The organism is Methanobacterium lacus, assembly GCF_000191585.1.
In the GTDB taxonomy this organism is placed as follows: Archaea; Methanobacteriota; Methanobacteria; order Methanobacteriales; family Methanobacteriaceae; genus Methanobacterium_B; species Methanobacterium_B lacus.
The window spans coordinates 1821963-1836233 of record NC_015216.1 but is presented as its reverse complement, the minus strand read 5'-3'; the positions used below and the strand labels follow the sequence as shown (position 1 = coordinate 1836233).

The following is a 14271-nucleotide window of genomic DNA, read 5'->3' as shown; positions in this document are numbered from 1 at the left end:
TCTATGGATCATCATGATCCTGTCACAAATATTGTACTTTCCATTGGATTGAGCAATCATTTTTTTATAGAATCTAATTTGATTAGGATTCATTTATGTGGCCTATTAATCAAATCAGAGGTTTCAAACAGATTATTTTTTTTTACATAGATCCATTTGGAAAATTATATTAGTCATGATGAAGTAGTATGTAATAGGATGAATTTAGCTATTTTAGTGGTGGCAAATTTTTCTGAAAACATTTTTGGGGAGGTTCAAACAAAATGTTTGGAAGGGCAGTTTTATTGTTTACAATGTTTATTGCTTTGTCTGGAGTTCTAATTGTGGCCTTTGCTGTTTCTGATGTTAACACTAATAAACAGGTAATTTCGTCGCCATATCAACCAGTATCAAATCAGATATCGGGTCAAACAAATGGTAATGATCTAAACCAACTATCGCCACTCACAGTATCAGCATCATCCAATGTAAAAACTAAATCCAAGGGGCATATTATATCCAGTTTAACAGCTAAATTATTGGCAAAAAAATTCATAAAACAACATGGTGCAGGTCCAGGAACACCTAAACTCGTTAAATACAATAATAAAAGGGTTTATATCGTTCCTGTAATTCAAAACAGAATAAAGGTTGGAGAAATAGATATCGATGCAAAAAATGGCAAGAACTTGGGTGGAGCAGGAGGAGCACCCAGTAAATAACTATTTTTTTTAAATTTTGAGTTTTATAAAAAAAATAATAGGGTTTGTTTGTGGGACCATGAAAAAACCTTAGTTTAGTTTTACAAATAATGGTGGGGATGTGGAACTGCCGCCTGTAACAATTATTCCCATGTGGTTGTAGAACAAAATATTGAAATTCGTGCTGTTGGTACTGTTAGTATTGTTGGTTGTGTTAGTTGAATTTGTGCTGCTGTTTGTGGAGTTTGTTCCAGTTTGAAAGGTTGCATGCCACCTATCTAAAAATTCTTGATTTGGAATGTAACCAACGCTTCCAAGGATGGTTGGATCCTCCAAATAAACATTTTGACTGTCAACACCAACAATTACCATATATTCTCCGTTTTGCTGGGAACTGGTCCAGTTGAAGTTTTCTGTTCCGTTAATTCCCGCTTGGATATTCACAATAACTGGTATGCCTTGGTCAACGTAGTTTTGAAGATCTTCAAGGCTCATATTTTCTTTTATTTCACCTTGGAAACCTAAAGAATCTGCAGCTTCGACTATGTTATTTGGGAAGGTTCCATTTTCAGTGTTGTTAGTTAGGTTAACTAATTTATCGATCCCAATATTGGTTCCATAATAGGCTAAAACTTCTTGCAATGCTGTGGGTCCAGTTGAGTTTGCAGTTGGAGCTAAAAGGTCAGGTACCCTAAGAATAGTAGTATTATTATGTGAAAGGTTTTGACTGTTCGTTATGTTTATAATAGGAATATTTTCTGTAGAGTTGTTGGTTGATTCTGAATAAACACCCAATGGAACAGCTACAATTACAAGTGATAGAACCATTAAAATTAACTTTAATTTCAGATTCATAATATAAAATAAGTTTATGCTGTTATTTAATTTTTGGCCAATGAAATGGAAATTTATTGGTACAATATAATTTTATTTATTTCTATGGCTGGTTGATCTGCTAATTATTTATATTAGAGTTAGATATTTAACTTAGTTAGTTAATTATTTGTAAAGGAATTAAGTTCCATAAACTAAAATTCAATAAATAGATCAGTTATGGAATAAGTATTTAAAAAAAAGAAGTTCATATTAAATTTAATAAATGTATAATTTCTAAATAGAATTTAGATTCTTTGGTGATAAAAAATGAAGTTTTCCACTGTAATTATTGGTGCAGTAGCATTGGTTTTGGTTTTTTCGTTTGTAATAACCCTATTTGGACCTATCCAACCTCTGGGAAGACTTTCATTTGTTAAACTTGAAAATCCAGATATGTATCCAGGACATCCTCATTCTGTACTGCTTGCCAAGTATGCAGAAGAACATAACTCCAAATGTGCTTTGGTTGTTCACTTCGCAGGAAGTTCAACATATTCCAGCTACTTAGAAGATGGTGTTAATAGTACCACGGATCCAGACGGAGTTTACATAATAGAAGTTGCCTTTATAGACACACAAGGAGGAGGTTCCACAAGCTTGAACCAGACAAATTTCTTTGATTCATTAAAGGTAGCGCTATTTGGTGTTCCTGATGGCAGATACAAGTACATGTCCGATGGTGTTGTGTACGACAACTATGATGATATGATGAAGCATGTTCAAAAGGTTGCAAAACAACATGGACAAGATGGCCCTATTCCAATGGTATGGCATGGAACAGTACGTACAGACAATCCAGTCATAGCTCCAGGATGTGGTTTTCCACTTTACTTCCAAATATTAACAAAAACCTACGGAATAATTCCTGCTTATATTTACTGTATCACAGGACTAATATTCCCGTATCTAGAAAGTCCATACACAAATTATGAGCTTTTACATGCCTCTGAACTCCAGTACTACTACAATAATGGATATATTAACATAGATTATGTTAAAAGTGGTGTAAATACTGCTAAATATTATGGCGGAACCTCTAGCTACGATTAGATTAGATATGTATTCCACCAACCTCTTTTTTTCTTCTTTTAATGTTATCAATCACTTAATTAAACATCGAATTACAACGATCTGCAACTCCATATTTAAATCGATTTTAACGGCTTTATTTTAAAAAATATAGGTTATTAAACGGTTTTATTGGTAAAAACACACCCAAATATATATAAGGCATTGAGGCGGTAAATATTGTTTGCGGAAAAAAATTAAAGATTTGGAGTGAAAAGGGAGGTAAATTATTTTGAAGGGAATACAAATATTCAAAATATTGGGGGTATTAATTACTCTACTGGTATGCTTATCAGGGAGTTATGCAGCAAACCCAAACGAAGTAAATACTGCAGATAACGTAAATTTACAACAAGCAGATCAAACAACCACAGACCTAGGATACATGGCAGATGATTCTGGTGCTGATGATTCTGGTGTAGATGATTCTGGTGCTGATGATTCTGGTGTAGATGATTCTGGTGCTGATGATTCTGGTGCTGATGATTCTGGTGTAGATGATTCTGGTGCTGATGATTCTGGTGCTGATGATTCTGGTGCTGATGATTCTGGTGTAGATGATTCTGGTGCTGATGATTCTGGTGTAGATGATTCTGGTGCTGATGATTCTGGTGTAGATGATTCTGGTGTAGATGATTCTGGTGCTGATGATTCTGGTGTAGATGATTCTGGTGTAGATGATTCTGGTGCTGATGATTCTGGTGTAGATGATTCTGGTGCTGATGATTCTGGTGCTGATGATTCTGGTGCTGATGATTCTGGTGTAGATGATTCTGGTGCTGATGATTCTGGTGTAGATGATTCTGGTGTAGATGATTCTGGTGTAGATGATTCTGGTGTAGATGATTCTGGTGCTGATGATTCTGGTGTAGATGATTCTGGTGCTGATGATTCTGGTGTAGATGATTCTTATACAATAGACCCTGTTTACGAACCATTAAGTGACGTATACAGAACTCTAACTCTAGAAAAATTCGTAGCAGATGACTTAACAACTGATGATTCTAGTGCTGACGATTCAGGATCTGACGATACAAACCCAACTGATATCTACTACACACTAGCAACATCTGAATTCACAGACGGAAACGCACCATTAGCAGCTGGAGGAGAAGAAACAGACGACTCTGGAGCAGATGACTCTGACAGTGGTTCTGGTGAAGTCGACGACAACGGGTACGATGAAACAGGAATCGATGACGGATCATCCGATGATAATGGATCAGATGATAATGGAATTGATGATGGATCATTTGATGATAATGGATCCGATGAGTATACAATAACAGCTGAACAAACCGGAGTCGCTGGTAACGGCGGTAACGGCGGTAAAGGTGGAAATGGCGGAAATCTTTCTGCAAACGACACTTTAAACAGTACAAACTCAATTCCAATGCAACACACTGGATTACCTATTCTACCAGCACTTCTAGGAGTACTCAGTTTAGTAAGTGGATTTGCTATCAACAAAAGATCTTAAATGATCTTTTTTTAACTTATTTTTTTTAAGTCTAATATTTTAAAATTAACTGGGTAAGTACTCGAATTTTAACAGGATTTAACTGATTATTTTTTAATTTCATTCCCATAAAAAAATTTTAATAGCTGTATCGACATATTATTGATTGTAAAGTTTAGAACTAAGTTATGACATGGAGATGTCATGAAGTGCATGATTAAATTCAGGATAAATTTGTAAATCCTAAGAAAATTAAATTTCATGGGTTAACATGAACCATTTTTAAAAAATGGGGGCTCAAAACTAAAATATTAGGAGGATTTAATCTATGGCAAAGGAAGGCAATGTACTTTTAGGTATTTTAGCAATTATATTAGGTATTTTAGTGATAATATTCCCATTAATCAGTGTTTTCACTGTAAGCTTAATAGCAGGTATTGGAATATTGTTTTTAGGAATATGGTTACTCATCCAGAGTTTTGGAGTTTGGGCTTCAAACAAAGGAGTCAGTATCTCATATTTAATTCTTGGAATTTTAGCAATTATAGTAGGTATAGGTCTGTTTGGTAATGTTTTAGCATTCAGTTTCCTTGTAAGCTTAGCACTTTACATAGCAGGATTCTTCCTGTTAATATCAGGATTCCTATCATTGTTCTCTAAAGAAGGAACTGCTGGTAAAGGATCCGGTGTTTTGGGTATAATACTCGGTATCCTCTACATGATACTAGCAGCTTATGCATGGAACCCAATATATCTTGCATTTTTAATAGGAATTTGGCTAATCATTGATGGTATAGCATTATTTTTTGTCAATCCAATGGAAGTGGCAGAAGCACAAAACTAAGATTTTTTTTAGCCCCCATTTTTTTTAATTCAACTAAACTTTTTTTATATCAAAAATTGTTTGTCCATTAACATGACAGATTCAAGTAACCAATCGGCATATCCTGGGTAAATTTTTTTGGGAGGCGTTTACCCGGATAATACCGCTGGTTTTGAAGAGGTTTAAAAATAGTATTATACTTTCCTCAGACATGCTTTTAGTTTGGATGATATAAATCAATATTCCCAAATCATGCCAAAATCATGCCCAAAAATGCTATTTTAATGGAATAATTAAAATTATCAAGACGATAGTCGTTTAAATTACTACACTATTGAAAAAAATCTTGAAATTCCCATTGGACATAAGGTCATAATTCAAAAAATTAAAAAATATATTGAAATGTAGGTTAATGTTCTCAAATTTATTAGTTATTTTCGGAATAACCACTGGTAAAGTCCATATACTATTAGTATTATGACCACGATCCAGAACAACCAATAAAACAATCCTGGCACAGCAACAGCTAAAATCGCAAGTACCACACCTAAAACAAACATCATTGCGCCCACAGTACTATCGTTCATAATTTTCCTCCCTAAATGTAATGTAATATGTATTACACCATATTTTTTTCTTTAAAGGATTTTAAAGCTGTAAAACAACACTCTGCTTCTTTAAACTTCTACACAAAGTGGAACTTGAAAAGTTCCTACCTTAATAATTATGTTGTAGCTTTTACATAAATTTACTGATTGAATTTATAAGCCTTAGTTTCAATTATGGATAATGTTGTTGTCGACTTGAAACTCATTTTTGGATTGGGATTTATATTTTTCTTATAATTGACCATTTGTTGATGTGAATGCTGTGATGGTGTTGATTTAATAGAAAATTTAAAATTCCATGCACTAAATAATAGTATTAATCACAAGTTTTAGGAGGAATTCAATTTGAACTACGACGATTGTATAAAATTTGCCAATGATACACCTGTTTGTTATCTTGCTTCTGCAGAAGGAGATCAGCCTCGTGTAAGGGCTTTAGGTTTCTGGTTTGCGGATGAAACTGGTTTTTATTTTCAGATAGGTGCTGTAAAAGATATGTATGCCCAGCTTCAAGCAAATCCAAAGGTTGAAGTATGTTTCTGGCAGCCAGGAGAATATTCTGGAACCATGATGCGGGTTGCTGGTGAAGTAGAATTCGTGGATGATCCTGAACTTAAAAAGAAGGTACTTGAAGACAGACCATTTCTAAAGGAATTTGGTATGACATTTGATCATCCTGGACTGGTAATTTTCAGGATTCCAAGTGGTGAAGCCTACTTCTGGACCATGGAATCAAATTTTGAACCCAAGAAAATGATCAAATTCTGAGATCTAAAAGTTTTTAGACGTTTGGAACAAGTAATTGGTCTGGTCTTTATTGATGGATCAAACCAATTAGTTGTTGATTTTAAAATATTGGCATTGTATATTTGAAATAGTTAATAATAATTGTAATTATCATTCATTGGATTATACTAAAATTTTTACAGTGGTTATTATGGAGGAAAATCAATACAAATGGGGAGTGGTAATCATTGCCTGTATGGCAATTTTTATCATTGTTTTAGATTCTTCAGCAATGAATGTGGCCATCACAACATTGGTTGTAGAATTAAACACAACACTAAGTGCTATTCAGGGCATTATAGCAATTTATGCATTGGTAATAGCATCTTTTATGCTGTTGGGCAGTAAATTACAGGATATTCTGGGCAGGAAAAAAGCCTTTCTCATTGGACTCGGGATCTATGCCTGTGGAACACTGACTGCAACCTTGAGTGTAAATGCCACCATGTTACTTATAGGCTGGTCAATTCTTGAAGGTATAGGTGCGGCCATGATTTTACCTGCAACCACAACCATTGTGGGCTCACATTATAGTGGAAAGGACAAAGTCACGGCATTTGGTATATGGGGAGGGATAGCTGCCATGGGTGCTGCAGTGGGCCCAATAATTGGGGGAATTTTCACCTCCTTCTTAACCTGGAGATTGGTGTTCGGATCTGAACTAATATTTGTCATTATCATATTTTTATTTAGAAACCGCATATCAGAATCTGTACCGACCCTCAAGTGGAAGGATCTAGACTTGGTTGGAGCGGTTCTATCCATAGTGGCCCTCATACTCATAGTACTGGGAATTCTGTTTTTAACACGCCCCGAAAATTGGGGATCTGTAGCAGTTTTAATAGGATCTGGACTGGTACTCTTTGCAATATTCTTACTGTGGCAAAGAAGAAGGATCAAAAATGGACAGGAACCACTATCTGACATATACCTATTGAAAGATCGGATATTTGGATTGGGAATACTCAACAACTTCATAACACAACTGCCCCTTGCAGGTTTTCTGTTTATAATACCTGTATTCTTGCAGCAGGTTACCAAGGTTGATGCCTTCACAACTGGTTTAACACTTTTACCGGCATCTATAACCATTTTGATATGCTCGCTTGGAGGGGCTAAACTATCCTCGAGGCTCGATCCAAAGTACGTGCTAATGTTGGGATTCTTTGTGGCTGCACTTGGAACATTCCTCTTAGGGGGAGTCTTCACTGTTTCAGCCAGACCAACAGATATCGTACCTGGAACAGTGATATTTGGAATCGGTATTGGACTGTTACTATCTCAACTCACCAACATCACCATGTCTGCAGCAGGGGACGATCAAGAAACAGATGCGGCAGGTCTTTTAAATTCATTTAAAAACTTAGGATACTCGGTGGGAACAGCATTAATAGGTGTTCTGTTGTTAGTTGGAATATTCTACGGAGTAGTTGCTGGTGTTGAAGCAAGTGGACAAACAGGAAACATGACCAAAGCAGAGATCGAAGGTGGAGTGTTTAAGTACGTTGAGAAGATGCAAACAGGCACACCTGAGGTTCCTCCGGATCTTGTACCGTACTACAGTCAAATAATAGACTCGTCAATAAGCAGTGCAATGAAACAAGCATTTAATGTGCTGTCCTTGATACTCTTGTTGGGATTTGTGTCTTGTATCTTCATTCCAAGAAGAAGAACAACTTGAGACTCTTTTCCCATTTTTTTTATTTTTATTTTTATTAAAATAGTTAGGAAACAAGACGGTTTTTATTTACTTAGTAAGTTAATAAGTTACTCACTAAATAAGTTATAATATTCTTCTAAATATAATTATTCTAAAGATTTTTAAGTTTTTACAACTAATTCGTAACTTAACAAAAACCTCATTTAGGACTTTGTGATCAATGGCAATTTTGGATGATAACTTATTAACTTCACAAGTTAATCACTGATTACATAATTAACTTATTAAGTTACTAAGTGATTCAGTTATTCACTGAATAAGTTATTAAGTGATCAAGTTAATCATCTCATGAATTTTCATTTATTTAAATTTTTAACTCGATCCCTGTTTGAAATTAGAAAATAAATAAAAAAAAGGAGTTGCAAAAAAAAAGAAATATTGGTGCTACTCTCTTTATTCTTCCCTCAGATTTTCAACTTCTGACCATAATTCCGGATACTCCCTTTGGAAGTATTCATGGAGAACTGTGGAAATCTTGCGGCTTATGCTAAATTTTGGCTCTGTTTCTCTCAAGTAACTCAAGATAACCTTGGATTCCAAATCCCAGAAGGATATTCTGGGCTGGTTTTTAGCTGTGCCATGAAGATTTTCAATTAGATCTGAATCTAAACCTTGGTTTGCAGAGACCTGTTTAGTTGGTTTGGTTTCCTTTACTTGGGCCTGTGTTTTTGCTTTTTTTTCCTTACGTTCAAGTAACTTGCCCATATCGTTACCAAGACCGCCTGTTTGCATTTTCTTCATTTATTCATCCCTCTTTAAAAATTCTTCAGTCAGCTTGAGGTAGGCCTTAGTACCTGTGCAATCTGGGTCGTAACTAATCACAGGCTTGTTGTAACCTGGGGCTTCTGCAACCCTAATATTTTCAGGTATCTCTGTGCTGTACAATTCTTCTTCGAAGTACTTCTGCACTTCAGCCTTCACTTCCCTGCCTAATTTGGTTTTAGGTTTGAATTTTGTTAGAAGAACACCTTTAATTTCTGTTGGGCTGTTGAGATCTTCTGCAACTATGTCAATAACCTCTAACAAGTCAACCATTCCTTCTAAAGCAAACGGTTCTGCTTGTATTGGAATTAAAACACTATCACTAGCAGTGAGAACATTTGTGGCTATGATGTTAAGTGTTGGAGGTGAGTCAATGAACACGTAGTCATAATTTTCCTTAATATTCTTTAACTTATTGTTCAAAACTGCAATAGGTGCTGTTTGAGCGTTTAAATAAGCTTCGATTCCTGAAAGTTTGATGTTTGCAGGAATTAAACTCAATCCATTATGTTCTGTTTCAAGGACAGCTTCTTCAATATCGCACTTTCCATAGAGAACATCCCTCATGGTATTATCCATTTCCCTCTTCATGAGTCCTAGTGATGTGGTGGCATTTCCCTGAGGATCAAAATCAACTAATAAAATCTTTTTACCCTTCAATGCCAATCCTACAGCTAAGTTAACTGCGGTAGTAGTTTTACCACTACCTCCCTTTTGATTTAAAACTGCTACAACTTCCACCATGTAAATTACAACTCCTTAATCTAATAAATCTTTGTTTGAAAAAGTTTTTTAACAAATCATCAGTTCTTAAGTTAATAAGTTATACTGATATTGATATTTCATAGTTATAAATGTGTTTTACATTTGTAAAGCTCAAGACACAAAAAAAAATCCAGATCAAAAGGATTGTAATAAAAGATGACTAATCTGTCTTTTCTTGAAGATTTAGACCGTCAAAATTAAGAGACATAATATAAAATTAGCATTATGATCGCTCGTCCAATAAAAAAATACTTAAAAAAAAGGATTGAAATTTGGATCCAATGATGGATCCAAAAAATATATTTTTTATTTTAGAGGTAACTCGAGCTAGTCATTGAAACGTAGCTCGGCAATCTTCCGTTACTGGCGTAGTAAACCATGATCTTGGAGAACATGTAAACCATTGATCCGAAGCCGATTTTTCCAAGGGTGCTTGATGCGTAGGATGGTGCTCTGTTGTTGGTGTTTATGAAACTGTTAATACTGTTTGCAATCTTCAAATATTCAGATTTTTGAATATTTCCTGCTTTAAGCGTGTTTACTGTGCTTCCAGGTGCTGTTGTTGAAGTTAATGTTATTGCGGATGATGATCCGCTGTTCACATTTATCAAGTCGGAAGTTAAAAGTTTAAGGAACTGTGCCATTGTTACCTGAGTACCTGAGATAGTAACATAGGATGGCATTTTCTTGTTGGTTTCAATGTACGTTTTAACGCTTTTAGCAGCAGTATTTATCTGACTCATGGTAAATGAGGTAGATGTGGAACTGCCAACATTACTGGCCCATATCATCATTTTAGCTAATAAAGTTGGATTTTGAGGAGCTAACTCTGGATGAGGTCCGCTTAAAACAGTCCTACCACTACCATAGGTATCACCCACAATAGCACCGTAACCCTTGTAACCTGTGCTGCTATCTGCATAAGTTGCAAAGGTGGTTATTGTACCGCCTGAAGCATACATAGCAGGGCCGTTGTAATGCGCAAGGTTTAAAGTACCACTGAAACCTAGTAATGAACTTCCGCTACTGGTCATGGTTACAGGAAGAGTTCCTTCGTGTATAACTGACTTAGATCTTACATGGGGAGCAACTCCAAGTCCAGAGTACATACTATCTACGTAATTGGAACCTGCATATGCTCCTGCACAAATACCTAAAAATCCATGGCCGGTGTAAACAAAGTTTTTAATCGCACTCTTCGCCGAACTACTCAAGCTATTTATATATGTCCTTCCACTACTTCCACCCGGCATGACCAGAAGGTCATAATTCGATAGAATTGAAGAACTAATGGTTGTGGATGTTGCGTAGGTAAATTTGTATCCTGGTACAAGATTGTTGTTGTTAACAGATGTTAATGCAGTTTTAATACCAGTAACACAGCTTGTAATGGCACCATTTCCATTGTAGATAAGAACTCTAACTGTTTTAGTGGATGTTGTACCCACTGTTTTTGCGGTGGATACTGTTTTAGTTGATGTGGCTGTTGTTTTCACTGTTGTATTTGTTGTATTTTTGATTTGAACGTTGGATGTACTGGAACTGTTTGCTGCAAAGGACGTACCTAAATTTAAGGTCATACTCAATCCTATTAGCAACAAAATTGTTAGGGCTAATTTTTGTTTAATCTTAACAACTCCTAAATGAAATAAACTATCATATTTTGACAATTAAATGATTTAAATGCCATAAATTCTTAACAGAGGATTAAAAATCTTTGAAATCAATAATAATTAGTCTTAATACTAATTTACATTGACCAAAGTATTTAGATGTTTTAATACCCCCTTTGGTCTCATCCAATGATTTAGTATTATATAAAATAATTCTAAACAAGATGAGTGTTTTCTAATATTGTAGTTTTTCTCATTTAATACTTGTTCAATTTTTTCAATGAAAAAGGTTCAATATTATACAATTTCAATTAAATTTTTAGAATTTTATTGGCAGATTAAAATAAGTTGTAACCCTAAAAATTTTCATGGGTTGCACATCCCATTTTCAGGGGGTACTGTTTAAATGGAATTCTGCAATTTCTTTGAGATGGTGAAAAAGAAGGTGGAACCTTGGCCCAATTCAGACTCTACCCAAACTCTGCCTGAATGTCTGTCAATTATTCTTTTAATGATTGCAAGGCCAATTCCAGTACCATCATACTCCTGATTGGTGTGCAAACGTTTGAAGATCATGAAGATCTTCTGGGCATGTTTGGAAGCTATACCTATGCCATTGTCCCTCACAGAAAATATCCATTCCTCCTCCTCTTCCTTAACTGAGACATGTATCCTTGGAACTTCTTGGTTCCGGTACTTAATAGAATTTTCAATCAAGTTCTGTAGGAGTTGTATCATCTGCGATTCATCAGCCCAGATTTTTGGGAGGGGATCGTAGGTAATTTCTGCATGGGTCTCATCAATTGAAACCTTTAAATTTATGATAACGTGTTCTAAAACTTCTTCCATGTCCATGACATCAAATTCTTTACCTTTGGTCATGATTCTGGAGTAGGCAAGCAGATCTTCTATTAGGTTGTGCATCCTTTTAGCACCGTCCACAGCAAAGTCTATAAATTCGTTGGCATCACTGTCAAGTTCGTACTCGTACCTCTGTTTTAAAAGTTGAAGAAAGCTTGTAACCATTCTTAATGGTTCTTTCAAGTCGTGTGATGCCACATATGCAAATTGTTGAAGTTCTGAATTGGATATTTCAAGCTTTTTAATGGTTTTCGTTAACTTCTCTTGGATGTCCAAAAGTTCCTGGTTGGAGTGCTGTAACTTTTCGCTCAGATCCTGTTCCTTTTTTAAAAGTATTTCTTTGTGTTCTTCAGAAATTTTACGCTCTGTTATATCATATATAAAAGAAATAGTATGGGGTTTGGATTTTAATTCAATTGATTCAGAGAGAGTTAGAATTATGCGTTTTTCACCAGATTTAGTTGTTATCCCATATTCTGTTTCGGTGTTCTTCTCTAAATCTTGACCATCCAAGGGATTATCATTTCTTAAATACATTACCGGGCTTAATTTTTCTGGAGTGGTTCCAATCAATTCTTCCCTACTGTAACCAGTTAGTTTAACATAGCTTTCATTTAATTCCACCAACCTGTCTTCGTTGTCGGTGATGATCATGGCTGCAGGATTTTTATGAAACGCATTGAAAAATTTGTTTTTGGCTTCCCTTAAGGTCAGGTTAATGTTAAAAAGTTCCATATGCTGGTTTTTAAGCTTTTCATTTGCTGTCTGAAGTTTTTTAGTGAGTTTTTTCTGTCTTTCCAAAAGTTCTCTTCGGTGCCTTTCAATCTTTTTCCGTTCAGCTATGTCCATGGCAATGGTCGCTGCCCCAACTGTAGTTCCACTAGGATCGATGATGGGTGATATGGAGAGTGAAACAGGGATGATGGTTTGATCCTTGGTAATCCTAACTGTCTCATAGTTTTTGATGGATCTGCCCTCCTTGATCTCGTTCATTATCCACCAAACATCATCTTCAAGATGTTCTGGCACGAGCATGGAAATGGATCTGCCCACAGCTTCCTTGGCACTGTAACCGTACATCTTTTCTGCACCTTTGTTCCAGTCAGTGATTGTACCATCAAGATCCTTTCCTATGATGGTGTTTTCAGAAGACTCAACAATGGTGGCCAATCTATTGTGAGATTCTTCAAGCTTTTTCACATCTGTGATGTTGTGAACAATATGAACTGCACCCTTCAACTCGTCACCCTCAAAAATAGGTGAAACAGATACCTTGTAGAACCCATTTAAACTGTCTATGAAAAATTTTTTGGTGTGCTCCCTATGATCTTTGATGAGTAATGAATGGGGGCAAAAATCAGGGGGTTCATCAGTTGAGTGAACCAGAGAATAACAAGTTTTACCAATAAAATCTTCTGGTTTGCCATTTAAATGTTGGGTAAAATTTCTGTTGATATTTGTGATGATGTGATTTTCATCGATTATGATAACAAGATCTGGTAAAACATCAAAAGTTTGTTCCCACATAGTTAAATTTGCAGTTGAGCCAATACAACCATCAGGATTTAACGGAGTGTTAACATTTTTTTCTTCCACTATTTTCAACCCCAATCCTAAGTTAAACCAAAGTTTCCAGAATTACAATAAAAAAAAGCATAGTAAATCCTTAGTAAATAAAATTTAACAAATAATCATTACATGAACAAGATGTTTCAGTGGTAAATCATACTCCTACACTAATTATATTGTCTCATATTCTAACTTAACATTATGGTTGATACACTATAAATATTTCTGCATTAGAATGCTATACACTGAATTTAGTGGATACTCACATCTCAAAAACTATTGGTGGATGTATCATAAAAAAAATTTAGTCAACAATAAAATTGAAGATCATTGAAAAATAGGGATCCTGGGCAAAAAAGTTTAGGGAGTTAAGAAGAATATTTCAGGATCTAAACTATCCTTATTGTTCAGGTAGTACATATTCAATATGGATATTAATTCGTAGATCAAAGTTTCACGATGTTTAATTTCCTTTGGACTGAGTCCTTCCATTGCTGTTAAGTCGCATATTAAAATTTTAATTCTCATCAAATTTTCCTGGTTTAAAATTTGATTCTTATCCTCGAACTTATCAAAATTTTCTTCAAGAAACCCATCGATATTCATGAAAACTTCTTGAACATTCACACCGTACTGTCCATAAATATTTGCAATCATCCACCAAATCCTCCTAGTTTAAAA

General features: G+C 35.2%; 13 protein-coding genes. 6 read left to right on the top strand and 7 right to left on the bottom strand.

The genetic code is table 11. The annotated features are described in order from the left end of the window. The first annotated feature begins 263 nt into the window (after nucleotides 1-263). On the top strand, nucleotides 264-701 hold the full coding sequence (locus METBO_RS13080) for a PepSY domain-containing protein (RefSeq protein WP_013645367.1): 438 nt from the start codon (nucleotides 264-266) through the stop codon (nucleotides 699-701). A 69-nt stretch (nucleotides 702-770) separates the two neighbouring features. Here the strand turns inward: METBO_RS13080 and METBO_RS08865 are convergent, their stop codons facing one another. After that, nucleotides 771-1535: a C39 family peptidase gene (locus tag METBO_RS08865; protein ID WP_013645366.1), complete on the bottom strand. Its 765-nt coding sequence runs from the start codon at nucleotides 1533-1535 to the stop codon at nucleotides 771-773. Between the two features lie 288 nt (nucleotides 1536-1823). Here METBO_RS08865 and METBO_RS08860 point away from each other — a divergent pair, with 288 nt between their 5' ends. The 3 genes from METBO_RS08860 to METBO_RS08850 all read left to right on the top strand — a co-directional run bounded on the left by METBO_RS08860 (nucleotide 1824) and on the right by METBO_RS08850 (nucleotide 4927). Further along, on the top strand, nucleotides 1824-2606 hold the full coding sequence (locus METBO_RS08860; protein ID WP_013645365.1) for a type 1 periplasmic-binding domain-containing protein: 783 nt from the start codon (nucleotides 1824-1826) through the stop codon (nucleotides 2604-2606). A gap of 250 nt (nucleotides 2607-2856) precedes the next feature. Further along, nucleotides 2857-4104 (top strand): pentapeptide repeat-containing protein, encoded by a 1248-nt coding sequence (locus METBO_RS08855; RefSeq protein ID WP_013645364.1) that lies wholly within the window; start codon nucleotides 2857-2859, stop codon nucleotides 4102-4104. A 307-nt stretch (nucleotides 4105-4411) separates the two neighbouring features. Further along, on the top strand, nucleotides 4412-4927 hold the full coding sequence (locus METBO_RS08850; protein WP_013645363.1) for a DUF308 domain-containing protein: 516 nt from the start codon (nucleotides 4412-4414) through the stop codon (nucleotides 4925-4927). A gap of 410 nt (nucleotides 4928-5337) precedes the next feature. Here METBO_RS08850 and METBO_RS13675 read toward each other — a convergent pair whose 3' ends face one another. Then, nucleotides 5338-5493 (bottom strand): SHOCT domain-containing protein, encoded by a 156-nt coding sequence (locus METBO_RS13675; RefSeq protein ID WP_013645362.1) that lies wholly within the window; start codon nucleotides 5491-5493, stop codon nucleotides 5338-5340. A gap of 366 nt (nucleotides 5494-5859) precedes the next feature. On the opposite strand from METBO_RS13675, the gene METBO_RS08845 reads away from it, so the two are divergent. After that, nucleotides 5860-6282 (top strand): pyridoxamine 5'-phosphate oxidase family protein, encoded by a 423-nt coding sequence (locus METBO_RS08845; RefSeq protein WP_013645361.1) that lies wholly within the window; start codon nucleotides 5860-5862, stop codon nucleotides 6280-6282. Nucleotides 6283-6451: 169 nt separating this feature from the next. After that, nucleotides 6452-7981: an MFS transporter gene (locus METBO_RS08840; protein WP_048186429.1), complete on the top strand. Its 1530-nt coding sequence runs from the start codon at nucleotides 6452-6454 to the stop codon at nucleotides 7979-7981. Between the two features lie 432 nt (nucleotides 7982-8413). Here the strand turns inward: METBO_RS08840 and METBO_RS08835 are convergent, their stop codons facing one another. The 5 genes from METBO_RS08835 to METBO_RS08815 form a co-directional block, all read right to left on the bottom strand. Further along, complete coding sequence (locus tag METBO_RS08835; protein ID WP_013645359.1) at nucleotides 8414-8761, bottom strand: hypothetical protein; 348 nt, start codon at nucleotides 8759-8761, stop codon at nucleotides 8414-8416. Then, nucleotides 8762-9526, bottom strand: coding sequence for a ParA family protein (locus tag METBO_RS08830; protein ID WP_013645358.1), 765 nt, complete (start codon nucleotides 9524-9526; stop codon nucleotides 8762-8764). It abuts the gene before it with no gap. Nucleotides 9527-9858: 332 nt separating this feature from the next. Then, nucleotides 9859-11127 carry a pseudomurein-binding repeat-containing protein gene (locus METBO_RS13075; RefSeq protein WP_052296790.1) on the bottom strand — a complete coding sequence of 423 codons (1269 nt, stop codon included), beginning with the start codon at nucleotides 11125-11127 and terminating at the stop codon, nucleotides 9859-9861. A gap of 435 nt (nucleotides 11128-11562) precedes the next feature. After that, on the bottom strand, nucleotides 11563-13617 hold the full coding sequence (locus METBO_RS13235; protein ID WP_083804486.1) for a PAS domain S-box protein: 2055 nt from the start codon (nucleotides 13615-13617) through the stop codon (nucleotides 11563-11565). A gap of 333 nt (nucleotides 13618-13950) precedes the next feature. Then, nucleotides 13951-14247 (bottom strand): hypothetical protein, encoded by a 297-nt coding sequence (locus METBO_RS08815; protein WP_013645355.1) that lies wholly within the window; start codon nucleotides 14245-14247, stop codon nucleotides 13951-13953. Between the last annotated feature and the right edge of the window lie 24 nt (nucleotides 14248-14271).